The 23,648-nt window shown below is 61.5% G+C and carries 23 protein-coding genes and 1 pseudogene; 9 read left to right on the top strand and 15 right to left on the bottom strand.

Features of this window, described 5'->3' with window-relative positions:
- Positions 1 to 138 precede the first annotated feature (138 nt).
- Complete coding sequence (locus P3T22_RS01435) at positions 139 to 426, top strand: hypothetical protein (RefSeq protein ID WP_148662397.1); 288 nt, start codon at positions 139 to 141, stop codon at positions 424 to 426.
- A gap of 367 nt (positions 427 to 793) precedes the next feature.
- Positions 794 to 1,447 (top strand): protease pro-enzyme activation domain-containing protein, encoded by a 654-nt coding sequence (locus P3T22_RS01430; RefSeq protein ID WP_063500426.1) that lies wholly within the window; start codon positions 794 to 796, stop codon positions 1,445 to 1,447.
- 283 nt (positions 1,448 to 1,730) lie between these two features.
- Here P3T22_RS01430 and P3T22_RS01425 read toward each other — a convergent pair whose 3' ends face one another.
- Both P3T22_RS01425 and P3T22_RS01420 read right to left on the bottom strand, forming a co-directional pair.
- Positions 1,731 to 2,462, bottom strand: a complete 732-nt coding sequence (locus tag P3T22_RS01425; protein ID WP_429324016.1) for an SDR family oxidoreductase — start codon at positions 2,460 to 2,462, stop codon at positions 1,731 to 1,733.
- A 105-nt stretch (positions 2,463 to 2,567) separates the two neighbouring features.
- Complete coding sequence (locus tag P3T22_RS01420; protein ID WP_429324015.1) at positions 2,568 to 3,536, bottom strand: quinone oxidoreductase family protein; 969 nt, start codon at positions 3,534 to 3,536, stop codon at positions 2,568 to 2,570.
- Between the two features lie 103 nt (positions 3,537 to 3,639).
- On the opposite strand from P3T22_RS01420, the gene P3T22_RS01415 reads away from it, so the two are divergent.
- On the top strand, positions 3,640 to 4,233 hold the full coding sequence (locus P3T22_RS01415) for a TetR/AcrR family transcriptional regulator (RefSeq protein WP_429324014.1): 594 nt from the start codon (positions 3,640 to 3,642) through the stop codon (positions 4,231 to 4,233).
- Positions 4,234 to 4,374: 141 nt separating this feature from the next.
- Here the strand turns inward: P3T22_RS01415 and ycaO are convergent, their stop codons facing one another.
- From ycaO to P3T22_RS01395, 4 genes are all read right to left on the bottom strand, one after another.
- Entirely contained in the window at positions 4,375 to 6,102 is a 1,728-nt protein-coding gene (ycaO, locus tag P3T22_RS01410; protein WP_063500430.1) for a 30S ribosomal protein S12 methylthiotransferase accessory factor YcaO, read from the bottom strand.
- Positions 6,103 to 6,821: 719 nt separating this feature from the next.
- Positions 6,822 to 7,586 carry a ParA family protein gene (locus tag P3T22_RS01405; RefSeq protein WP_063500431.1) on the bottom strand — a complete coding sequence of 255 codons (765 nt, stop codon included), beginning with the start codon at positions 7,584 to 7,586 and terminating at the stop codon, positions 6,822 to 6,824.
- Between the two features lie 133 nt (positions 7,587 to 7,719).
- On the bottom strand, positions 7,720 to 8,586 hold the full coding sequence (locus P3T22_RS01400) for an NmrA family NAD(P)-binding protein (RefSeq protein WP_429324013.1): 867 nt from the start codon (positions 8,584 to 8,586) through the stop codon (positions 7,720 to 7,722).
- A 68-nt stretch (positions 8,587 to 8,654) separates the two neighbouring features.
- Complete coding sequence (locus P3T22_RS01395) at positions 8,655 to 8,789, bottom strand: hypothetical protein (RefSeq protein ID WP_429324012.1); 135 nt, start codon at positions 8,787 to 8,789, stop codon at positions 8,655 to 8,657.
- Positions 8,790 to 8,952: 163 nt separating this feature from the next.
- Between P3T22_RS01395 and P3T22_RS01390 the strand changes: the two genes are divergently transcribed.
- Entirely contained in the window at positions 8,953 to 9,867 is a 915-nt protein-coding gene (locus P3T22_RS01390; RefSeq protein ID WP_429324011.1) for a LysR substrate-binding domain-containing protein, read from the top strand.
- Between the two features lie 89 nt (positions 9,868 to 9,956).
- Here P3T22_RS01390 and P3T22_RS01385 read toward each other — a convergent pair whose 3' ends face one another.
- The 3 genes from P3T22_RS01385 to P3T22_RS01375 form a co-directional block, all read right to left on the bottom strand.
- On the bottom strand, positions 9,957 to 11,045 hold the full coding sequence (locus tag P3T22_RS01385) for a threonine aldolase family protein (RefSeq protein ID WP_429324010.1): 1,089 nt from the start codon (positions 11,043 to 11,045) through the stop codon (positions 9,957 to 9,959).
- A 153-nt stretch (positions 11,046 to 11,198) separates the two neighbouring features.
- On the bottom strand, positions 11,199 to 12,014 hold the full coding sequence (locus P3T22_RS01380) for a helix-turn-helix transcriptional regulator (protein WP_063500435.1): 816 nt from the start codon (positions 12,012 to 12,014) through the stop codon (positions 11,199 to 11,201).
- An 85-nt stretch (positions 12,015 to 12,099) separates the two neighbouring features.
- Positions 12,100 to 12,666: a LysR substrate-binding domain-containing protein gene (locus P3T22_RS01375; RefSeq protein WP_429324164.1), complete on the bottom strand. Its 567-nt coding sequence runs from the start codon at positions 12,664 to 12,666 to the stop codon at positions 12,100 to 12,102.
- A 29-nt stretch (positions 12,667 to 12,695) separates the two neighbouring features.
- Between P3T22_RS01375 and P3T22_RS01370 the strand changes: the two genes are divergently transcribed.
- Positions 12,696 to 12,821: a hypothetical protein gene (locus tag P3T22_RS01370; RefSeq protein ID WP_256390493.1), complete on the top strand. Its 126-nt coding sequence runs from the start codon at positions 12,696 to 12,698 to the stop codon at positions 12,819 to 12,821.
- 40 nt (positions 12,822 to 12,861) lie between these two features.
- On the opposite strand, the gene P3T22_RS01365 is transcribed toward P3T22_RS01370, so the two are convergent.
- Both P3T22_RS01365 and P3T22_RS01360 read right to left on the bottom strand, forming a co-directional pair.
- A complete protein-coding gene (locus P3T22_RS01365; RefSeq protein ID WP_429324009.1) occupies positions 12,862 to 15,618 on the bottom strand; it encodes a UPF0182 family protein in 2,757 nt (918 codons plus the stop codon).
- A 186-nt stretch (positions 15,619 to 15,804) separates the two neighbouring features.
- Positions 15,805 to 16,011, bottom strand: a pseudogene (locus P3T22_RS01360) (hypothetical protein); the annotation flags it as partial.
- A 164-nt stretch (positions 16,012 to 16,175) separates the two neighbouring features.
- Here P3T22_RS01360 and P3T22_RS01355 point away from each other — a divergent pair.
- Together P3T22_RS01355 and P3T22_RS01350 are read left to right on the top strand one after the other, a co-directional pair.
- Complete coding sequence (locus tag P3T22_RS01355) at positions 16,176 to 16,661, top strand: N-acetyltransferase family protein (protein ID WP_429324008.1); 486 nt, start codon at positions 16,176 to 16,178, stop codon at positions 16,659 to 16,661.
- Positions 16,662 to 16,822: 161 nt separating this feature from the next.
- The gene (locus P3T22_RS01350; protein WP_429324007.1) at positions 16,823 to 17,083 is read left to right on the top strand and encodes an aminoglycoside phosphotransferase family protein; all 261 of its coding nucleotides are present in this window, start codon (positions 16,823 to 16,825) and stop codon (positions 17,081 to 17,083) included.
- A gap of 142 nt (positions 17,084 to 17,225) precedes the next feature.
- Here P3T22_RS01350 and P3T22_RS01345 read toward each other — a convergent pair whose 3' ends face one another.
- Both P3T22_RS01345 and P3T22_RS01340 read right to left on the bottom strand, forming a co-directional pair.
- The gene (locus P3T22_RS01345; RefSeq protein ID WP_429324006.1) at positions 17,226 to 17,558 is read right to left on the bottom strand and encodes a hypothetical protein; all 333 of its coding nucleotides are present in this window, start codon (positions 17,556 to 17,558) and stop codon (positions 17,226 to 17,228) included.
- A gap of 224 nt (positions 17,559 to 17,782) precedes the next feature.
- A complete protein-coding gene (locus P3T22_RS01340) occupies positions 17,783 to 19,378 on the bottom strand; it encodes a PLP-dependent aminotransferase family protein (RefSeq protein WP_429324005.1) in 1,596 nt (531 codons plus the stop codon).
- Positions 19,379 to 19,486: 108 nt separating this feature from the next.
- Between P3T22_RS01340 and P3T22_RS01335 the strand changes: the two genes are divergently transcribed.
- Positions 19,487 to 20,224, top strand: coding sequence for a GNAT family N-acetyltransferase (locus P3T22_RS01335; protein ID WP_429324004.1), 738 nt, complete (start codon positions 19,487 to 19,489; stop codon positions 20,222 to 20,224).
- 127 nt (positions 20,225 to 20,351) lie between these two features.
- Here P3T22_RS01335 and P3T22_RS01330 read toward each other — a convergent pair whose 3' ends face one another.
- Positions 20,352 to 20,888: a GNAT family N-acetyltransferase gene (locus tag P3T22_RS01330; RefSeq protein WP_429324003.1), complete on the bottom strand. Its 537-nt coding sequence runs from the start codon at positions 20,886 to 20,888 to the stop codon at positions 20,352 to 20,354.
- 338 nt (positions 20,889 to 21,226) lie between these two features.
- Positions 21,227 to 22,450, bottom strand: coding sequence for a cyanate transporter (locus tag P3T22_RS01325; RefSeq protein WP_429324002.1), 1,224 nt, complete (start codon positions 22,448 to 22,450; stop codon positions 21,227 to 21,229).
- Positions 22,451 to 22,682: 232 nt separating this feature from the next.
- On the opposite strand from P3T22_RS01325, the gene P3T22_RS01320 reads away from it, so the two are divergent.
- On the top strand, positions 22,683 to 23,648 hold the full coding sequence (locus tag P3T22_RS01320) for a quinone oxidoreductase family protein (protein ID WP_429324001.1): 966 nt from the start codon (positions 22,683 to 22,685) through the stop codon (positions 23,646 to 23,648).

The raw sequence follows: 23,648 nt of genomic DNA, 5'->3' as shown, positions 1-23,648 counted from the left end.
AAGTCCGACCTGCAGGCCCGCGAGCATGCGACATGCATTTGTCGTTGGTGCAACAAAAGTGAATGCAGTCGCATAAAAGGCGATATGTGGAATTTCTGCCACTTTTGAGGCACCACGTTAGTGCGCGAAACATCATGAATGTCTCTTGACCCTAGCGTCGCGCGACTTCAGGCGACCGCACGAGCCCTCTTATCGGACACCTGTCCTTTCGGTCTGCTCGCATTGCGTGGCTCGTTGCCCGGTGATCCAAACCATCGATTTAAACAGAATGCCTATCCGGAAATCGCCCAATCTATTACGCATTCTCTTGAATACGGCGGAGCGATCCAAACGCTTTCCCGCTCCTGTATCGAGCAATATGACGAAACAGGGAATCACCATGCTGAATTTATCAAAAAAATTTCTATCGCACATATTGCTCGCTGAGCAAAGACCGCATTAGGATGGGGCACCCTGGTGCGCGGTGAAATAGCGGCAAGTGCCCCGGTTCCCGGATAGGTGCACGGGCTTTCTTCCTCTTCTCGATGGAGCAAGGTCCGAGTGAAAGTGAACAGCCATTGCAGCGGCTGGTCATTCTGCACTGCTTGATTTTGTCTGTAAGCAATGTATGCACCCAGAAGGCCGACGGAATTCGCCTCGACCAGATGATTGAAGTGCTAGCTCAAAAAAAGCTCCGAATACGGCTAGTTGCTCAGTTTCGGATGCACAAGGCTGGTGGCCGATGCTGCGAGGACGCGTGGGGAGAAACTACATATTCCCGAGATTCAGATCAGGCGTCCCTGTCTTTCTTCTGATGCTCGTCGCCTTGGGCAGTACGGTATCCGAATCAATGGCACAAACCGCCCGGCAACTGGTCGCCCAGGTCATTGACGAGCGCCAAACCGTCGAACTGGCCGGCAATACCCGACCCGAAGTGAACGCAGGGGGTGATCGCGGACGCGTCGAAGACACGCTCGTTCTTGAGCACATGCAGCTCCTCCTGAAGCGTCCAGCCGAGAGGGAAGCCGCACTCGTTCGCTTCATCGACCAGCTCCACGATTCGAAGTCACCCTATTTCCACCAGTGGCTCACGGCTGAGCAGTTCCGTGCGAATTTCGGCCCGGCTGACGCCGATGTGGGCGTGGTCATTGACCGGCTTTCAAGGCATGGTCTAACAGTGAATGGCGTGCAGGCAGGTGCTGAGCTGGACGCGGAATGGGCCAGTGCAGCGGCGCCAGGCGCCGCCGTTGTACTCGCGTCCTGCGGAGACATCAGGACCACGCTCGGCGACATGGACGTAAACTGCTCGGGCACGAATGGTTGCTATCGCCCGAGCGGCAATTACGGTGTCCTCTCAACGAGCAATAGCAGCTATTCGAAAGCGTACGGCACCGGTGCGGGTTGGAACTTTGCCACCGGTATCGGCACGGTCAACGTCACCAATCTGGTGAACGCCTGGCCGCGTTGATGATGATCCCGCAAAGCCGCAAACGGGGCCTGACATCGCGCGCGATGTGTTGATTGGGGCATGCTCGACAGCGACCATCACCTGGCCCGCGCCCGGACTGGCGGGTTCGGGCAACTCATGGAATTCAAGTCCCCTTGCGGGGTCGCCATAGGCGGTGAGCACCATACCTTTCGTGATGAAACGCCTCTTCGATGGATGCCTAAGTAGACACGACGCCCGGGCATGCCCTATAGGGCATTGGGTTGCGGAACGTCAGCCAATCCGCTGGGGAAAAGCGTGCGCGTCAGATCTGCGCTCTGCCCCCGTCCACGAATAGTTCGATGCCCGTGACGAAACTCGAGTCATCCGAAGCGAGAAACAGGGCAGCCTTGGCAACTTCGTCGGCTTCCCCCATGCGTCCCATCGGGATGGTAGATAAAATTCTCGCCATGGCGTCCGGAGGCTGCTGGCCAATGACCGGGGTATTAATTGGCCCCGGGCTCAAGACGTTTGAACGGATGCGACGGTCCTTCAGTTCCACAGTCCATCCTCGTACGAAATTGCGGATGGCGGCCTTGGTCGCGCCGTATACCCAGAAGGCAGGCGTCCCTTTGGCGCTCGCGACGGAGCCCGTGAGAATGATCGATCCGCCGTCATTCAAGAGCGGCAGAGCCTTTTGGACGGTGAAGAGCACTCCCTTCACGTTGGTATTGAACAGTTTGTCGAAATGCGCTTCAGTAATATCGCCCAAGGCGGCGAACTCAGCCGTGCCAGCGTTGGCGAAGACGATGTCGATTCTTCGCCCTGTCGCGTTGATGTTCTCATAGAGACGATCAAGGTCATCCAGATTGGCGACGTCTCCATGGATGCCGGTCACATTGCTCCCGATGGCCCGCACGGCTTCGTCGAGTTCCTTCTGGCGACGGCCGGTGATGAAGACGTAAGCGCCTTCCGCGACGAAGAGCTTCGCGGCGGCGAGGCCTATCCCCGACGAGCCGCCGGTGATGACGGCCACCTTTCCCTGCAACTTAGCCATAGCGACTACTCCGTCGATTGTTAATTCCGGTTGGCAGCGCTTCTGGGCTGCCGGTCAGCTGCCAAAAAATGGCCGGGCGCCCTTGTGCAGCATAGTGGGCAGAGGTCACATCGTCAAAATGACTTTGCCAAACGGCCGATCCTCTATCAGGTGGCGCAAGGCTTCGCCCGCTTCGGCGAGGGGGTAGATCCGCTCGACGATCGGCTTGACCTTTCCGCTTAGCACTAACGGGACGATGTCCTGCCACGCAGTGGCGATTGTGGCCGGTGACTGGGCAAACAAAGAGAAGCCAGCCATCCGCGCACGCTTCCAGATCAGGTCAGTGACATCGATCGTGGTTTTGCGTCCTGCGGAATAGCCCAGCGTGATCAGGACACCGCCGAGACCCAGGCTGCTCAATGCCTCACTCGTCACCGTGCCGCCGATGCTCTCGATGACGATATCGACGCCCTTGCCGGCCGTTATCCGACGAACGCCGTCGGCAAGACCTTCCGCGGTGAGGTCGATCACGTCCTCGAAGCCAAGTTCGCGCGCTCTAGCGGCCTTGGCCGCGCTGCCGGCCGTGGAGATTACCTTGCCGGCGCCCTGCGCCCGCGCAAGCTGATAGGTCGCGTTGCCGACCGACCCGCCGATTCCCGGAGCCAGCACCGTCATGCCCGGCTTGAACCCGGCCTGCGTCAGCGTGATCTGTGCCGTCAGATAGGCCACCGGAAGGCTGGCCGCGACGACGTCCCCGATCGCGTCAGGCGACGCCAGATGTTCCGGCCTCACCAGCAGCCATTCCTGCCATGTGCCATTCTCACCAACGCCGTAGGGCCCGGTAAACATCACGCGGCTTCCCACCTCTAGCCCTGAGTCGCCTGCGTCCTCGATGACACCGACACCCTCATTGCCAAGCACCAGCGGCGCCTTGGCTCGAGGATGCCCACCCGACAGGACCGTGTATTCGAGCGGCGTGACGCCGGCGGCCGTCACGCGAACCAGCACCCGGTCCTTCGCCGGTTGCGGCTTTGGTAATTCAATCTGCCGTAACCTGTCATAGCCCAAAAAGGTTTCCGCTTCGATCACGCGCATTGGTATATCCTTTAAAGTAACAGACCTGTACGTAACTTTCATACTAGGTACCGATCTGTTACTTTGTCAACCTGAAAAATCCGAATCAAAGGAGTTTGCGGCTATGAAGGCAGGAGCCCGGCCCCGGCGGGGAGCCCCGCCAAAGGGCGAAGTGAGCGCACGCGAGCGTATCCTCGCGACGGCAAGCGAGTTGTTCTACCGCGAGGGCATACGTGCCATCGGTGTGGACACGGTCGTCGAACGATCCGGGGTATCGAAGACGAGCCTCTATCGCGTATTCGACTCCAAGGACGCTTTGATCGCCGCTTTCGCCGCCGAGAAAGATCGGTTGTTCTGGGCGTGGTGGGATAACGTTGAAGAGAAGCACGCTGAGGACCCGCGCGCTTCGCTGGACGCGCTGCTATCCGGAATCGCGAAGCGGATTGCTCACCCCGCCTTTCGTGGCTGCCCGTTTCTTAACCTGGTGGCGGAGTTTCCCGACGGCAACTATCCAGGCAGGCTTATCGCCCGAAACAACAAGGAGGAAATGCGGGCAAGGCTTGCAACCATTGTTGCCAGGCTGGGCGTCAGTGATCCCAACCGTACCGCGTCTCAGCTAGCACTGCTCATCAACGGTGCGTACGTCACCGGTTTGATAGCGGAGTCGGACGATCTGAGAGGCGACCTCATCGACGCTGCCATGAAATTGTTGGCCTAGTCGCACGCGGTCATTTGCCGGAATCGGTTCTTGCCTCGAGTGTGTGGATGGCGAGGACGTCGATACCACGTCCTTGGACGATAGGAGGCACCGGTTACGACACCGGTCCTCGACGCCCGAGGACGCGACGGGCGCGCTTGATCAAGCCCCGGCTGTCGAAGCAAAAAGCTTGTCGTAAGCCGCGAGCAGGTTGCTGTGCATGGCGCTTCCCTCAAAATCCACGCCGAGCGTAGCGAGACCAAAGAAACGCTCCTTGCGATCCACCAGCGCTCGCGCTTGCCTTAGCGTTTCCGCGCCATAAAGCAAGGTCAGCGAATGGGTGAAATTAGCCGGCTCGTCGAGATTAAGCAGCGCCTCGACGCAACGGTAAACCAGCCAGCGCCCCTGATTCATCTGGCGGTAATGGTGAATCCAGTCGCAGCCTTCGCGCGCCACCTCCACGTCGCCGATCGCGAGCGCCAACAAGGTCTTGAGTTCGCCGATGCGCAGTTCTTTCCACGCTGTTCCGAGCGGTACGGCGAGACCGAGAATTTCCCAGAGAGGGCGTTCATCGCCGAGATTCATGGTCTGCAGATCGTCAAGCAGCGTGCGGCACTCCTCGTCGCTAAGATCGTTCAGGCGGACCAACGCCGGGCGGATGTCGTTGCCCACGCTGTTGTTTTCCCATTGCAGATCTTCGACCGGGTAGATCTCCGACATACCCGGTACGAGAATCCGGCAGGCGTAGGCGTCGAGTTCTTCGAAGTCGGCGACGTAGACATCTTTGCCTTCCTCGGCGATGCACGCACACAGCCAGTCATAATCTTCCTGCGTCGTCGAGCTGAAATTCCAGTCCGCGAAGTCATAGTCGGGTTTGTCGCTCAGGAAATTCCAGCTCACCACACCGCTCGAATCGACGAAGTGAATCTCCAGATTCGCCACAGCCGAAATCTCGTCCATGTCGAAGCCGGGCTCCGGAAAATCTTCCAGCGATTCGAGCGAGCGGCCTTGCAGCAACTCAGTCAACGCGCGTTCCAGTGCGATTTCGAAACGCGGATGCGCGCCGAAGCTCGGAAACACGCCTTGATCCTTCGGATGCAGCAAGGTCACGTTCATCACCGGATAGCGGCCGCCCAGCGACGCGTCCTTCACGAGGATGCCGAAGCCCGCGTCACGCAGCGATTTCACACCAGCGGCAATCCCCGGGTAACGCGCAATCACTTCTTCCGGCACGTCGGGAAGGCACAGGCCTTCGCTGATGATGCGGTACTTGACCTGGCGCTCGAAAATCTCGGACAACGCCTGGGTCCGCGCTTCGAGTTTGGTATTGCCCGCCGACATGCCGTTGCTGACATACAGGTTGCCGATGATATTCACCGGGATCCATGTCGTCGTACCGTCTCGCAGACGGGTGTAGGGCAAAGCGCAAATGCCACGATCCACGTTGCCGGAGTTCAAATCGACAATCACCGATCCGTCGATATCGCTGTCCGGGTTGTAGAACGCGTGCAACTCGGGGTTCAGCAATTCCGCCGGCCAAGCACCATCTTCGGTGGGAGCGAACCAGCGTTCCTGCGGATAGTGAACAAAGGGACGGTTGGCCCGGGTCTCGCCAAGATAAAAGTGCGTCCAGAAATAGTGGCAACCCAAACGCTCGATGAATTCGCCGATCGCGCTGGCACGGGCAGCCAGTTCCGAGGCGCCCTTGCCGTTGGTGAACAGCATCGGACATGCCTTGTCGCGCATGTGGCATGACCAGATGTTCTCGGCCGGATTGAGCCACGAGCTTTCTTCGAGGAAAAAGCCGCGCGCCGCCAGCTTCTGCTGCATGGTGGCAATGGAAAATTCCAGCGATGCATCCTTGCCAGGAATGAAGCTTTCGGTTTGCATGAGGTAATGCCTTTATCTAGTGGGACTTACGTAAATTTCATCCGAACGCTCGGATTTTTGAACCGCTGCCGAAGGCAGTCATCGGATATCTGGGATTTGACCTGATTGAGGAGACGGCAAGTCTCAGGTCCGTCTGGCAGTCTCAGTGAAACGGATCCACGCCAATTCGGCGCAGGCAGTGTGATGGGGCTGGATGCGGGCTTTGCAGTCCTGACCGCGCGCGATCCCGGTCAGTTAATTCGCCGCACGATAAAACGGCTCGATCTTACAGTGCGGACCGCACGCGTCGTGTGTGGTCCACTTTCGCGTACGGGATTGTCGACGATTCGCGGCCCGATGTCGAACGGCCGGTGCGCGATAAGTTGCTTGCCAACAGTTGCACTCCGTCGTCCGTTGTCGAGACGTGAACTGACGCTCCGTCCGCCGCGAGCAATGGTCACTCGGTTCCGATTGCTCGTAGAGCGGCATGCCACGGGCGGCCGGACGTTACTCCGGCTGCTATGTTCGCACCACTGTGTCGGGCGATTTTTCCGACCATACGCTGGCGAGTGATGCGCACCTTCACACTTGCGGTGCAGGCACCCGTGGGTTTGATCATTGTGCCGTATTCGCGCCAGCATGGCACGGACGGGGACCGCATCGACAGAGACGCAGATTCAACGATTCACCCGCAGCTGTTGAATAATGCAATCGGCCAAGGGCGGCCGTCCGCTGCCCCCTTATTCAGCCAATTCACGATGCAAGGCTCGATATTCTTGCGAAAGTTTGTGTCCCGGATCGAGATGAATGAGGGGGGTTGCCTGCTGATGCGATTCGCGGATCCTCACGGACGAAGACAGCTTTGAAGCCAGCACCGGCAAGCCCTCACTGACAAGTTCATCGACCAGCTTTTGGGGCAGGCTCGCGCGAGGCTGAAACTGGTTGATGACAATGCCTTCCACTTCAAGCGCGACGTTATGATCCTGCTGGATCTCCTTCACGTTCTCCATCAACGTGTAAAGCGCGCGACGGGAAAAGTCATCGCAGTCGAACGGAATCAGGCAACGCTCGGCCGCGATCAGCGCGGAGCGTGTATAGAAGTTCAACGCAGGCGGCGTGTCGATATAAATCGCGTCATACATGTCGAGCTCGTTCAGCGCGTCACGCAACTTGTAGATCTTGTAACGGGATTCCAGCTTGCCATGCAACGTGTCCAGATCAGGATGAGCGGGCATGACGTCGAGGTTCTCAAATGGCGTCGGATGAATGAACGACGTGACTTCTACAGGCCTGAAGCTGAACGTTAGCGCGGTTTCAAAGAAGCCGGCGACGGTGGGGCTGGCCTCGCCGGCCTGCGAGCCGAGCAGGTACTGGCTTGAATTCGCCTGAGCATCCAGGTCGATGACCAGTGTGCGGATGCCTTCGCTGGCGCTGATTGCCGCCAGGTTACAAACAATGGTCGATTTGCCTACACCACCTTTCTGATTGAATACGACGCGCCGCATGTTCTCCCCTTGAGCGGAACCTACCCAAAAGCGCTCAGCATACCTGAGCCAGCGGACCTGGTTGGATTCGATCGGCTGTTTTCTGGCTTAGCGGTCAGTTGGTCGGGCGTGCGCGTCGCCGGGTATGCCCGCGTTAGGCCGCCTGCGAGACGAGGCCTCGCAGAACGGCTTCCAGGTCCACTTCGCCCTTGACGATGTCGGCTGGATCGCCTTCGAAGGCGATCCAGCCTTCATTGAACCCGTCGAGCATGCGGATGCGCGGCAATGGTTCCTTCATACCTTGTGACCGGAACAGCGCGTCCCATGTTTCGCGCGGCACCACCTCCGCACGAACCGGACGACCGAGCACCTGGGCAAATGCCTCGGCCAGATCGTTCGGGCTCACACGTTGCGGCCCCTCGAGCTCGACGACACGCACGCCGCGCCAGGTTTGTTGAAGGAGTTGTGCGGCAATGCGACCAACGTCCGCGGTCGCGACCATCGGCACAGCCTTGTCGAGTGGTTGCAGAAAGCTGGGGATCACTCCCATGTCCCGGGCCGGCGCAACGTCCCATGCGGCGTTTTCCATGAACCAGCCGGGACGCAGGAATGTCACGGGCATCGGTAAATCGCGAAGCGCCTGCTCCATCAGCGTACGTTGCGTGAGCAGATTGGTCTCGGTGGCCTGCGCGCCGATCGTCGACAGGCAGACAACCTTGCCAGGTGCTGCCGACTGAAGCGCCCCGCGCACGGCGTCAATGACAGCCCGTGCCTCGGGAAAGCCCGGCGACGGATCGAACTCGGACGGCGGCAGAATGAAGACGCCGTGCGTGCCCTCGAAAGCGGCGGTCAGGGACGCCGCATCGTCCATGTCGGCTGTCACGACTTCACACCCGCGCTCAGCCCATGAACGTGCCCGAGCGGCATCGCGCACCACCGCGCGTACTGACTGACCTGCCGCGAGCAGCGTGCGGGCCATAGCGCCACCGACCTTCCCTGTTATTCCTGTTATCGCGTACATGTTTGCTTCTCCTTGCATAAATAAGCGTCTTTCAATATTTCATCGGTACATCACAGCTCGCTATTCGCTCAGGCTCGCTGCAAGCCCTGATACAAACTCCGTTCAAACTCCCCGGCTGCCACACCAGCTACGGTGCCGTTGTCGACGGCCAGGAAGCCGGACGCTCGCTTCAACAGGTCACGGCGAGTGAGTTGAACGGTCATCTCCTACTCCTTGGAAATTGGAACGAACTGAGGTTGAAACGTCCTGTTGGGATGCATTGTGGGTAAACGCGACAAGAAACTAAATGACACGAATGACACTTGTGAAATGACGGATAGTTACCAATGAGTCATAGTGCGGTTTTTGACGCACTGTGCAGGCCCTATGAGATCGCCCAGCGAGAATCTCTCCAGCGGTATCGGCGTATTTGCTGCCGTCGTCGATGCGGGGACGTTCGCAGCCGCCTCCGAATTGATGGGTATGTCGCCACCGGGGGTTAGCCGGGCAATCGCTCGACTCGAAAAGCGGCTGAAAATACGGCTCTTCAATCGGACGACCCGCGCCGTTTCCCTCACTGAAGAGGGCCGACGGTTCTACGAGCAGGTCATGCCGCACTTAAGGGGAATGGAGGAAGCGGCCGTCGCCGCGGCAGGAGGCGTCGCGACGGTGCGCGGGAAGCTGCGAATCAATCTTGATCCGGTTGTTTCGCGAATTATTCTGGGCCCGAAGCTCGACGAATTCATGGATGTGCATCCTGAACTTGAACTCGAGTTCATTGCGAGAGATCAGCTCGGCGACCTCATCATGGACGGCTTCGATCTGGCCCTGCGATTTGGCGAACCTCGCTCATCCAGTCTGGTTGCGCGAAAGCTCCTTGACACCACGGTTGTCACCGTCGCATCGCCCTCGTACCTCGCTCGCCGGGGGCGGCCAGCGGAGCCTCAAGAGCTGGGGTGCGGTGCGCATAGGTGTCTCGAGTTCCGGAACCCGGAAACCGGAAAGCCGTATCCGTGGGCGTTTCATCGCAAGCGCAAAAAGCTTGTTGTCGAAACGAATGGACGGCTTACGGTGAATGATCCGAGCGCACTCCTCAACGCGTGCCTGGCCGGGTCCGGCGTCGCGCAGATGCTTCTGCTCGGCGCCGAGCACCTGATCCGGGAAGGACAGCTCGTCAACCTGTTCCCAGACTGGCCGGATGAGCGCTTCCCGCTCTATGCGTACCATCCATCGCGGCATCACGTGCCGGCCAGGACAAGGGTATTTCTTGACTTTATCGTCGCTTTGACGAGTACGAGTTAGCAAGCCGAAATAGGCCTGTTGTCGAGATTCCGTGCGCATCCAGGACCATGCTGACGTCGATCGGCGCGAGCATGCAACGTCTCCTGCCGTCAATTGCCGGATCGATGAGTGACGGCGGCGCGCGTCACATGTGTCAGCAGGTTGTCGACATCCTCAACCGTGGTAGAGAAGGAAGTCACGAACCGGACAACGTTTGGTCCCCAACGATCGTGATAAAACTCGAATCCCGCCTGATGTAGTGATTCGATCATCGCGGAAGGCAATCGACAAAAGACGATGTTGGCCTCAGTCGCGCCAAGCACTTCGACGCCGCTCAACCCCGCAAGTCCTCGGGTCAGGCGCTGCGCAGCGTCGTTGGCCTGGCGTGCGTTGCGCAACCAGAGATCGTCGGTCAAGTACGCGTCGATCTGCGCCGAAAGAAAGCGCATCTTCGAGAACAGATGGCCCGCGCGCTTGCGACGGTAGCCCATTTCGGGCGCAAGGGATGCATCGAACAGCACGATCGCTTCCGCTGCGAACACACCGTTCTTGGTCGCGCCGAACGACAGTGCATCGACCCCGGCCTTCCATGTCATCTCCGCGGGCGAACAGTCCAGCGACACCAGCGCATTGGCGAATCGTGAGCCATCCATATGAAGCTTGATGGAGGATGCCTTGCAGACCTCCCCCAGCGCTTCGATCTCGGCCAGTGTGTACACGCCGCCCTCTTCCGTCGCCTGCGTGATGCTCGCGCACGACGGTTGCGTCGAATGTACGTCGCCCACCTTCACGCGAGCCGCGCTATGAAGACTTGCGGGGTCTATCTTCGCCGATTGCCCTTCTACGCCGACCAGCTTCGCGCCATTCGTGTACCACACGGGCGCGCCGCATTCGTCGTTGTTGATATGGCTCGCCGGATGGCAATAGATGTTGCCCCAGGGCGGCGTCATCGCGCTCAGGCACAAGGAGTTGGCGGCGGTGCCGGTCGGCACGAGAAACACGTCGACTTCGCGCTCGAAGATTTCGCTCAGTTTGCGTTCGACGCGGGCAGTAAGATCATCTCCTCCGTATGGGCTCGCTTGCCCGGCGCTGCTCGCCGCGATGGCTTCAATTACCTCTGGCGACGCGCCTGCGATGTTATCGCTCGTGAAACCCAAAGCCGGCGCCCTAGCACCGTGTGATCGATTACTGCTGTCCATTGTCATATCCTCAACTCGGCGGGAGGAGAACTTCCCCCCGGATTGGCGCATCCTATGTCGAGTGAGGCCGCCGGACTTGTAAAAAATTGATCAGTCGCCCAGCCACGGGGCGAGATAGCGCTGAACCTCGTACTCTGCCGACGACCGCGCGGCTTACGCCCTGTAGCACGACGGCGCGACGCCGTATGCCTGCCGGAAAGCGCGGTTGAAGTGGCTTTGATCGTAGAACCCGACTTCCTGAGCGACTGCTGCGATCGCTTGCGAGCTTCGCGACAGGAGCGCACAAGCCCGCTCGAGACGAAGACGGAGCAGCCACGCGTGGGGCGTCATCCCGATGGTCTGCTTGAATTGCTTGAGGAACTGGAATCTGCCGAGTGAGCACAACCCGGCCAGTTCGTCGAGCGTGATCTTGTCGCTGAGATGACTGAAGCAGTAGTCTCTGACGCGTTGCCATTGAATGCGCGAAAGCGAGCCCGGGACCGTTTCCGGCACGATCGTGCGCGATTGGCTCAACAAGCGCTCCAGCAACGTGAGCCACTCAGCCTGCATTGCAAGACTGCTCGCGGCGTTGCACCACCGCATCTCATTGTGCAGGCGCAGAAGATGGCCGGCGAGCAGCGGGTCTTCAAGCAAGGCTCCTGCGAATTCCGGCTCGCGGTGCAAGCCGCTGATCTCTTCCGCCACGCTTGCGACGAGTTCCTGCGAAAGGCGGAATGTCTTGAGCGTGGATTGGCTGCCGTCCACAGTGATTCCGTCGTGAATCTCGCCTGGCGGCATCAGAACGATGGACCCAGGTCCGTGCAGGACAGTCTTTCCGTTGACCCTCTGGCGCTGAACCCCATCCGTCACCAGCCCGACGTGCAAATCAAGGTGGAAGTGGCGGTCGAAACTGAAAGCCGCGAAGCGTGCGGTACTCAGCACCAGGCCGGGTATCTCGGACACTTGCTGGAATTGGACAGACTCAGTCATTGAACAGGAAGCGATGACACGTGTTGGCGGGCGCTCGCAGAGTATAACGCCGCTAATCTCGGCCTGTTTGCCTGCCCGGCACCACTCATCCGATGCTTCCCGCAAACCTTTCAGCCAACTTCTCCCGCTCGAACGCCTCGACAACGAAATCGACAAACACCCGTGTTTTCGCCGGCAGCAGCGCTCGCGTCGCGTAATAGATCGAAATTGCCCCGGCGTCCGCGTACCAGTGCGGCAGCAATCGCACGAGTTCCCCACGTTCGATCGACGACAGCACGTCCGACACAGTCAGCAGCGCAACACCCAGCCCGAGAATCGCAGCCTCGCGCATCGCTGCCGGGTCGTTGACCATGATGGTCTCGCCAAGCTGCGCAGGCATTTTGCCGCCCGCCGCGTTGCGCATCGTCCGGTGGTGCACGCGGCCGGTGCGGCTCGAGCGCATCACGATGCCGTCGAGGTCCGCAAGATCGCCGCGATCGGTCGAGACGGACGCGATCGCTGCCTGCAGCGCGTCCAGATTGTCGCCAATTTCCACGAGAAAGCGCTCGCCCGCCTCGGTCAGCGTGAGCTTGCGCGTCGAGCGCTGGAACAGTCGCACGCCCAGGTTGCGTTCGAGCAGCGCGACGTTCCTGCTGACCGCGGCGGGCGTCAGCGCAAGACGACGCGCATGCGAAAGCGGCAGTGAGCGGACTGATCGAGCGGCTCGGCTTCTTCGGCATCGACCTGGGTTCGCTCGAAGGCGGGGGCCGGCTGGTTCAAATCCCGGGCGGGCCGCTGCCGGTGCTTAATCTCGTCAAGTTGGGATAACCAGCGAAAGGCGCGGCATACCGTGCCTTTCGCACACAAGTCACTTTTGCCCCTCCGAACGCCCCCCACCTAGCGCCTCGAGCAGTGGCCGCAAGGCATCCAGTTCCGCACCGAAACCACTCCAGTCTCCCGCCTTCAATCGCTCCATTGCACGGTCATAATGTGCAAGCGCCTCGCGGGCGCGCGCGTCCGCCGTGCCCTGAGGCGGCGATGCGATTGGGGCGCGTTCCTTGAAGAGCGCCGCCAGCGCTTCGCCCAGGGTTTCTTGCATCACCACCCGGTCCCCATACGCGGCGATTACCCGCTTCAACTCGGGTAGCTGACCCGACTCGGCACGCAAGTAGAGCGGAGAGACGTAGAGGATGGAGTTTTCAATCGGTACGACGAGAAGATGGCCGCGAATGACACGCGACCCCATCTGGTTCCACAGCGAAATCTGCTGCGATATCTCGGTGTTCTGCTGGATGCGCGCCTCGATCTGGAAGGGTCCATAGACGAGCTTATCCTTCGGGAACGCGTAGACGATAAGCTTGCCGTAGTTGGGTGGATCGCAACGCGCCGCGAGCCACGCGATCATATTGTCGCGCTGGCTTGGCACCATCGGCAGCATCAGGACGAACTCCTCGCGCGGTTCCTCGGGCAACCGCATGATCATGTAGTAAGGCGTCATCGGTGTGCCGGGACTATTCCCACCATCAATGCCGATCAATTCCCGGGGGAACTGCCAGAGATCCTCGCGATTGTAGAAGACCTCCGGCGCATCCATGTGGTAGGCCCGATAAAGTTGCGCCTGGATCAGGAACAGATCCTCGGGGTAGCGAATATGTTGCTGCAGGTCTTGCGGCATCGTCGCGAGAGATTTGAACAGACCCGGGAAGATGCGCTGATAAGTTCGCAGGATCGGATCGTTAGGATCGCTGACATAGAAATCGACCGTGCCGTTATACGCGTCGACCACAACTTTGACTGCGTTACGGATGTAATTCACGCCATCGCCGAAACCCGGCTGGGCGTAGGGGAACCAGCGGCTTGTCGTATAGGCGTCCTGCATCCAGAAAAGGCGCCCGTTGCTTGTGACGAGATAGGGATCATGGTCGAGCCTGAGGAACGGCGCGATCGTACGCACCCGGTCCTGTACGTTACGGTGCAGCAGGATGCGGCTGGCGTTCGTGATGTAGTCGGTGAGCAGAATGTTCGGATCGTCGAACTGCCAGGCGAACAGGCTGCGGCGCGCGGTGCTGCCGATAGCAATACCGTCTCTCCCGCCGTAGGTGGTGTAAGCGTTGTCCTTGCCCTTGGGGTAGTCGAATTCGGGGACGCTGCCTTTTACGATGACGTAACCTTCACCTCCCTCCCCGAAATACAGACGCGGCTCGTGAATGTCCGGCCCACCGTGGGCGACCGGCGGAATATCCTGCAGATAAAACGAGGGTAAGCCTTCCGTCGATTTCTCCGTGACGGGCGACATCACGACGCCGTTGCCGTGCGTGAACAGCAGGTGCAGGTTCACCCAGGTCTGGGCGTTCGCGGGAAGCATCGACGGCTCCAGTTCGCGGGCCGACAGCATCACCTGCCGGTAACCGGCGTCGAGCCGGTAGCGGTCGATGTCGACAGAGAGAAATTTGTAGTAAGTCCTGATCTCCTGCAGCTGCGCGTAGGTGTCCATCAGCGGCTGCACGTCCCACAGGCGAATGTTGCCGATGGTTGCGCGATTGGCATCGAGCGAGGCGAGATTCAATTCCTGCTCGGCCGGAAACGGCTTTACCGCGATCTGGGTGAGGCCATAGGCCATCCGCGTTAGCGCGATATTGTGCTTGATATAGGGCATCTCCAGTTGCAGTTCGCTCGGCTTGACATAGAGGCGCTGGAACAGCGCCGGGTAGATCAGGGCGAATACGAACGAGGTGCCGAACACCAGCAGCACCGAGGCAGCAGAAATTCGATAGTCCAGCCGGCGCATATTGACCCACGACGCGACGGCTGCTGCGGCGGCGAGGCCAATGAGTACCCATAAGACCGGGAGCTCGACGTGGATGTCGGTATAGCCGGCGCCGACCACGACGCCGTTGTCGCCGTAGAGCAGCAGAAAGCGGTCGAGTGCGTAAGACCAGGCCTTCAGGACGAAGAACACACCGAGCAGCGCCGAACCATGAGCAGCGGCAGCGGGCGAGAGTCGGCACGGCGGCCGCTCGAACGTGATGTCGCCCCGTACCCCATAGACCGCGGCTGCAATGATCGCACTGCAAAAGAGCAACTGCAGCAGCCAGTTCTTGAACGCAATATTGGCGGGCAGTGAGAACAGATAGAAGCTGATGTCCTGGCCGAAGATCGGATCGCGGTCGCCATAGGGCACCTGGCGCAGGAAGCGCAGCACCAGATCCCAGTTGGAGATGTCGCCGGCGGCGATGATCAGCCCCAGGACAATAGCGCTACCGGCAATGCAGGCGCGCCAGGGAATGCGCGGGGCGAGCTGGTCTGCCAGTTCGCTGATGAACTCAGGCGTACCGGACAGACGGGCCGCTTCTACTTGCCAGCTGCCGGGACGCCTCGCATAACGATGCGCAAGGAACCCCGATCCGGCTATGACGGCCGCCGACGCTGCGAACACGGCGGCAAACAGGATCGCCTTGGCGGAGATAACCGTCCAGAAAACGTCGACATAACCGATTGAAGAAAACCACAGCCAGTCGACCGCGACGCCGGTGATGCGCCCGGCGACGATCAGGCAGCCCACGACGACCGCCACCGTGATTGCGGTGCGTCTGAAGTGCACGCGGGAGCTTGGTTGCCAATGCATCGCCCTTCCTTTGCCGGGACGCCACTCGTGGCTGGCTGCGATCAGCTCTGCTTAAACCGTTGATCTGCCGTGAAGTTGGCTGACCGCCTTGCCAATGCGCCGTCGAAGCCGGTGCATGGTCAACGCATGATTAGGGTCATATAAGTGATTGTAGTCCGGTGAGACAGGGGGCGTACGCTCACCCGGTCAAGCCTTCGCCTTCTCGCTGACCTTGCCGTGAACACCCGCCTGGCCCCCCACATTCTCCAAATCAAAAGGCGTATCCCGCAACCTCCGTCCCGTCAGCTTAAACACCGCACTAGCCACCGCGTGCGCCACCGAGGGACTCGACCGCTCCCCAACGCCACCCGGTTTGGCTGGATCCCCTTGCACGATCTGAATATCAACGTCCGGCCTGGCGTGCCTGGTATCGGTCGTGCAGAACGCGGTGCCGAATGGCTCGCACGCATCGCGGGCCGCGTGGCAAGCAGAAAAACCGATACGATGGATGCTTGATCCGAAGCCGACGCGGCTTCGCTAAACTTCAATCCCCTATCCAACCGACCGAGCACCTTACCTTGACGATCCACATCCGCCCCGCTCACGCGTCCGACGCCGCCTTGATTCTCCGCTTCGTCACCGAACTCGCGGTGTATGAGAAAGCGGAGCACGAAGTCGTCGCGACCGTTAAAGACATCGAAGCGAGTCTGTTCTCCGCCACGTCTACCGCGAAGGCTTTGATCTGCGAAATGAACGGCGAGCCGATCGGCTTCTGCGTATACTTCTTTTCCTATTCGACGTGGCTCGGCAAGCAAGGGCTTTATCTTGAAGACCTATACATATCGCCGACATCGCGCGGCAGCGGCGCGGGTAAACAGATGCTTCGCCACCTCGCACAAATTGCGTGCGAAGCCGGCTGTGGGCGCTTCGAATGGAGCGTGCTCGACTGGAACGAGCCGGCGATCGGCTTCTATGAATCGATCGGCGCGAGCGCGCAAAGCGAATGGGTGCGCTACCGGCTGGCGGGCGATGCACTCACGGCCTTCGCCGATGGCAATACGTGAGATACGCTTGCCCCCGAACAGAAACGTAGCCAGGTAATCAGCGATGCGCGCCTTGTCTATCTGCAGCAAGAACCGCCTGCGCAACCCTCAGCGGTGGAAATAGCGCGCGGCATGGCCGAACCGCCGCAATCCACGCAGCCGCACTCGCCCCCTGAAGCGCGATGTTCACCGAGTACATGATCAAGTGGGACTTGCTGCCGGACGGTGAGCCGATTCGCACGCACAGCAGCCGTCTGCTGCCCGTGCGCCGGCATGGCGTCCCCGCGATGCTAAAAGTTGCACAGGATCCCGAAGAGAGATTCGGCGCGCAGCTGATGGCGTGGTCGGGTTTGTCCGCGGCGTGGATTCTCGAAACGGGTGAGACGCCGGACATCGACATAGACATCGGCAGAATGGCGGCCGAAGCGCTGAGGCAGAAGTGAACGCTGGGAACTGAAGAGGACAACCATCCGGGACAGCCGCTACCCCCAGGCCTCGCCGCTATCACCCCGAGCCTGCCAATCCCGGGGCGAGCAGACATCGTCAGGCGGCAGCCGGCAAGCCGCCGCCCAGACATTCCGTCAATCAATGCGGAGCTTTGCCGTTGGGCAGGGCATCCAGCGGTTTGTGCTGTTCTTCGCCCAGCCCTGGGAAGAACGCGTTCCATGCGGCGCGCACGCCCTGAGCCACGGTGGCTTCGGCGCCAATCGATTCTGCCTCGCCGTCGGCAGCGTTCGACGGGTCGGCGGAGAGGCCGCGCCAGTGCGTAAACACCAGCAACGGCTTCTCGGTCCATACGCCGTCGCCATATTTCGCAAATGCCGTGTCTCCGCTCGTCAACTGCACCTCGTACCAGCCTTCACGGACGGGTGTATGGGCAGCAAGCTCAAACCAGGCGGTCGGTTCGATTTCCTTCATGTCGTCTCCGGTCAGATAGATCGTCATAGGTAACCACAACAAAGGCATTCTTCATGCCCGCGCCCGTTGGCGGCCCGGCAGGTGGGCGCCGCATGCCACCCGATGCTGCGGAGCGGTGCGCTGGGCATGAGCTGCGGGCGATTCGTCGACGTCGCGCACTTCGAAATCGCCGCGCATAAACAACACGATAGCGCGACATGGGTCACGCGGACAAACGTAAAAACTTACACGGCACGCCGCGTGGCCGCCCCGCTTGTCGACCCGCTTGTCGACCCGCTCACCGCCCCCCTTATCGACCCGCGGTTCGACCCGCTGCCCGACCCGTTGCCCGACCCGTTGCCCGACTCGCGCGCCATCTCGCGCGCCAACTCGGCCAACACGCGCACAGCGGGCGCCAGTTGCCCGTCTGGCGTGCTGCCATAGCCGATCACCAGGCCATTTGCCTCCTCACGCTGCTGCAACGCAAAACCCGACAGCGCACGCGGATTGAGCCGCTCGGCGAGCGCGCGTTCGGCAAGGGTTTGATCGGAAATATGCAGCGGCAAGCGAAGCGTCAGATGCATGCCACAATTGCCGCCCAGAATCTGCGACGGCGCGAAATGCGCAGTGAGCGCATCGCGCAGCGCCTGCTGGCGCTCCCGATACAAACGCCGCATGCGGCCCAGATGCCGCCCGAATTCCCCGCTGTCAATGAAGTGCGCCAGCGCCAGTTGCTCCAGACGATGCCCGCCGCGCAGCATCTCCTGCAACGCGACAGCCGTGTGCGCGGCGATGGCGCGCGGCAGCACCACGAAGCCGATACGCAGCGCCGGAAACATCGTTTTGCTGAACGAGCCGACGTACAAAACCGGCGCGTCCTCGACCAGCCCTTGCATGCTGGCGATCGGCTCGCCGGTATGGCGGAATTCGCCGTCGTAGTCGTCTTCGATCAGCCAGGCGCCGCAGCGGCGCGCCTGCGCGATCAGCTCCAGCCGGCGCGCCACCGACAACACCGCACCGGTCGGATATTGATGCGCGGGGGACGTATAGATCAGCTTGGGAGGATGCGTCCGCCACGCGTCGGGCGGCACCGCGATGCCCTCGGGATCGACCGGCATCGGCAGCATGGCCAGATCGCCGAGATTGAACGCAGCCTTGGCGCCGCGATAGCCCGGATCTTCAACCCACGCGATGTCGCGCGGATTGGTGAACAGCCGTACGCACAGGTTCAGCGCTTCCTGCGCGCCTTCGGTGATGACCACCTGCGAACCCTCGCAGCGTACGCCCCGCGCCATCCGCAAATGCGCCGCGATCGCGTCGCGCAGCGCCGGTTCGCCCGCCGGGTCGCCGTAGCCGAGCGCGAGCGGCAACGCGCGCTCCATCGAACGTTCGAGCGCGCGCCGCCAGGCAGCTAGCGGAAAGCGGTCCAGCGCAGGCGTGCCGGGTGTCAGCGGCAAGGTGTTGTCGGCATGGGTGCGCGTCGCCGCGAATTGCTCGACACGCGCCGCGTACGCGATCTCCGGTGCGGCCGGCAGTGTCTGCGGTTCACCGCGTGCCGCCGGACTGGAGAGCGGGCTCACACGTGTGCCCTTTTTGTCGGCAACCACGTAGCCGACCGCGGCCAAATGCTCGTACGCGATCATCACGGTATTACGCGACACGCCCATCTCCGCTGCCAGCAAGCGCGACGACGGCAGCAGCGACCCCGTCGGCAAACGCCCCGCGAGGATGGCCTGCTGCAAACGCTCGATCAGTTGTTTTTGCAGCGGCGCGGACTTTTCACCACTACCAACGGGGGGCGCGGCGGCCCGGTTGGCGAGCGGGCCAATGATCTCGATCATCTCGGCTGGACCTATCAAATGCTGTTCTCGTGGATCTTTTTAACATACCACGTTTGCCGTATCGTTCTCCATAAGCAGGGGTCACCCACTATCGACAGGAGAGCAGACATGGAACCCAGACGTAACGCTTTCGAGCAGCCGATCGGCGCCCCTGTGCCGGGCTGGAAAGGCGCCCAGTCACCCGGCCGGCCGCTGGTGGGCCAATACTGCCGGATCGAACCGGTGGACGTAGAACGCCACGCGACGGACCTGTACGAGGCCTACAACTCGGCGCCCGATGGCCGCGACTGGACCTATCTGGCGGTCGGCCCATTCGAGAGCCTGGCCGCGTATCGCGAGCATCTGACGCGCATGGCCGCATCGCCTGATCCGCTGCACTACACGGTCATCGATCTGGCGACCGGCAACGCAGTCGGCACGCTCGCGCTGATGCGCATCGACCGTGCGAACGGCGTGATCGAAGTCGGGCACGTCACCTATTCACCGCGTCTGAAGCGCACACGCATTGCCACCGAAGCGATGTTCCTGCTGATGAATCATGTATTCGACGAGCTCGGCTATCGCCGCTTCGAATGGAAGTGCGATTCGCTGAATGGACCGTCGCGCACGGCGGCGTTGCGCTATGGTTTTACGTTCGAAGGGATCTTCCGGCAGGCGATCGTGTATCGCGAACGCAATCGCGATACCGCGTGGTTTTCGATCATCGACAGCGAATGGCCCGCGCTGCGGCCGAGCTATGCGCACTGGCTGGATGCCGGCAACTTCGATGCGCAGGGCAAGCAGGTTGAACGGCTGGCCGACCTGATCGCACAGCAGCGGGCGGTGGCGAGCCAAAGCGACCAATAAGGCAGCCGGGTTGCGGGCCGGTTGCTAGCTGGCCAGGTGGTCGGCATGCGCCGGCTCGATGATTCCGAGCCTTCATGCATGGACTGAAGAGACTGACGAAACTTCAGGCGGCGTGCCGCGCGACGACTCAGGCAACGCCTGCCGTTCGCCGCAGCACGATGGTCGGCTTGCCTTTGTACGTCGTGCGAAGCTGCTCACGGTAACCGCACTTGTGAGCGACGCGCAGCGACGGCTGGTTTTCCGGCGCGATGATGCAGGCGGTCTCGCCGTCAGGCCAATGCGCATCGGCCCAGGCGAGTGCGGCGCGCACGGCTTCGGTCGCGTAGCCGCGGTTGTGCACAGCGGGGTCGAGCGCCCAGCCGATTTCAGGTGTGCCCATCAAAGAAGGCTCGATCTCGCGGTGGTAGTCGGCAAAGCCGACTTCACCCAGGAAGCGGCCGCTATCCCTTTCCCGCACCACCCAGTAACCGTATCCCAGCATCGCCCAATGCCCGGCGTAGCGCAGCAGGCGCGCCCAGACTTCTTCGCGCGTGAACGGCTTGCCGCCGATATAGCGAATCACTTCGGGATCGGACCACATCGCATAACTTTCGAGGAAATCGTCGCGCGTGTGCGGGCGCATGATCAGGCGGTCGGTGGTGAGGAGCGTGGGGCGGCTGGACATAGGCGGGCTGGTGGTTGGCGTGGACGCTTTGGGGTTAAGAAGCGTTGAAGAGTGCCTGGGATGATCGCAGATTTTTTGTGCGCCAGGTTCGCTGCCGAAATCCCGGCGGCGAGCGAAGATCATCGCAGCGTCCGTCGCAGGTTGCGGTCGTTGCCGGCATGCGCCACACGTCCAGCTCAATGATAAGCAATACTTATTTTGAAAAAGATAAATCGGCCTTGTTATGGTGCCGGTCAGCAGCCGGCCCCGCTGCATAACCGGTGATCGCGCTCGAGGCGGGTACGACATCGGATTCGCCCCCGCCTGAACCCAATCAGGTTCATTTCACGGGATACCCCTCACACGCGTTCCATGCTGCGCCGGTAGCTGGCCGGCGAGAACGCGGCGGTCAGCGCGCCCATCGCCAAGACCACCGCAAGGTGCATCGTCCATGCAGTAGCAAAGCTGCCGCCGACGTCGCGCAGCCAGCCGATCAGCCAGGGGCCGGCTGCGACGATCAGGAAACCCACCCCCTGCACGAACGCGGCCAACGCACCGGCGCGCTGGGCGTCGGGCAGATGGTCGAGGGTCACGATCAGGCTCAACGAGAAGAAGCCGCCCAGTCCCACGCCTGCGCAGGCCACCAGCAACCACGGCGCAAGCGCCGGCACCAGTGCAAAGCCGGCGAAGCCTGCGGCCTGAAGCGCGAGGGTCAGCCACAAGGCCCCGCGCTTGTCCACGGCGCGGCGGACTAGCATCGGCATCACCAGCGCTCCCGCCGCCTGGAACACCGCCATCCAGGCGAGCAGGTTGCCGCTCGCCTGAGAACTCATGCCGATTTGCCGATAAAACGATGGCAGCCACGCGACCACGCTTGAATAGCCGCTGTTGGCGAGACCGAAATACACCGCGAGTTGCCAGGCGCGCAGATTGCCGAAAAAGCCCGCGATCGGGACCCGCGCGGCGCCGGACGGGGCTGCGCCGGGCGGCGCACTCGTGAACCACAGCGCGAGCGTGCCGAGTGCCGGCACGGCCCACACGGCGAGGGCAAGATGCCACCCGCCATGCGCGGCGAGCCAAGGGCTTGCCACCGCGCCGAATGCTCCGCCGCCGACCAGCGCCGCCGAGTAGAGTCCCATCGCGAGCGGCACCCGATCGGGAAACCAGCGCTTGGCGAGGCCCGGCATCAGCGCCTGGATGACCGCCACCCCCGCACCGGCGATGCCGGCGCCGGTAATCAGGCTTGCGCTGCTGCTTGCCCATAAGCGCGACGTGCAGCCGGCGGCGAGCAACAGCAGCGCGGCGGTCAGGGCGGGCTTCTCGCCGAAACGCCGTGCCAGCCCAACGCCCGCGCCGGCGACCACGCCCATCAGGACGAAGGGCAATGTGGTCAGCATCGCGGCAGCCCGGAAGCCAAGGCCGGTGTCGTTGCGCACGATCTCCAGCACGGGACCGACGGAAGTCAGAAAGGGCCGCAGGTTGAGACCCACCAGCACCACCAGCGCCAGCAGGACCAGTGCGCCGGGCGACTCCGCGACCGTGCGCGACAAGCGGGTGGCGCTTGCTGTGTTGGAATCAGTCATTCGGATGCTCCCTGAGGGTCTGAAAACCGGCTGGATCATCAGCCCTGTCGAAAGGGTAAGGGGCGACGCCATCATGTGGAAATTAAATATTCGACTGACTTCCAGTGCGGAACGCAATGGCACGTCTTGTCAGAAATTCGAAAGCCCTTGTCGCACGGCCTTTGCATCCGTCCCTTAGACTACGCTCATCGGCTGCACGACGCGGCGCAAGAACCGACAGGAGCGACATGCAATGAAAGCGATTCAGTTCAAGACGTTTGGCAACCCCGAGGTGCTCGAATACGTCGATCTGCCGACGCCCCAAGCCGACGCGGACAGCGCCGTCGTACAGGTCAAGGCGGCCTCGGTGAATCCAAGCGACGTCAAGAACGTCTCTGGACATTTCGAACACACTACCCTGCCGCGCACGCCCGGCCGCGACTTCAGCGGTGTCGTGGTGGACGGTCCGCAGGCATGGCTCGGCACCGAGGTCTGGGGCACCGGCGGCGATATCGGCTTCACGCGCGACGGCACGCATGCCGAGCTCATCAAGATTCCGCTCGCCGCTCTGTCGCGCAAGCCCACCACGCTCAGTCATGCGGAAGCCTCCGCGATCGGCGTGAACTTCGTGGTCGCGTGGCTCGGCACGGTCGAGTATGCCAACCTGCAAGCGGGCGAGACGATTGCCGTGATCGGGGCAGGCGGCGGCGTCGGCGGCGCGGTGGTGCAGATCGCGAAAGCTCGGGGCGCGCGCGTGATCGCCGTCAACCGTCATCCGCTTTCCGCCGATACGCCCGCGGGCCGGCTGATCGACGACTACGTTCCGCTCGACGAACACACGGCCGGGCGCCTGAGGGCGCTAACCGGCGGCGCCGGCGCGGATGTGGTGTACGACACGGTCGGTGGCGTGGTGTTCGAGACCGCACTGAGTCTCGTCAAGCGCCGCGGCCGGGTGCTTGAAATCAGCGGCACCGGCAAGCGCCGCGTGGAATTCGACCTGATCGACTTCTATCACAACGAAACGCAATTGCTTGGCGTGGACAGCGCCAAGCTCGGCGTCGCCGAATCGGCGCCGTTGATGGCCGCGCTGGTCGAAGGGTTCGAAAGCGGCAAGCTGCAAGGGCCGGCCATCGCGCAGGCATTTCCGCTCGAGCGGGCGCGCGAGGCCTATGAGGCAGTAGCCACCGGCACGCACGGCCGGGTCGTCATCACGATGTAA

Origin of the sequence: Paraburkholderia sp. GAS348 (assembly GCF_050434205.1) — a bacterium.
Classification (GTDB): Bacteria; Pseudomonadota; Gammaproteobacteria; order Burkholderiales; family Burkholderiaceae; genus Paraburkholderia.
Note: the sequence above shows the minus strand (reverse complement) of the source record. Positions and strands in the feature narration are given on the sequence as shown.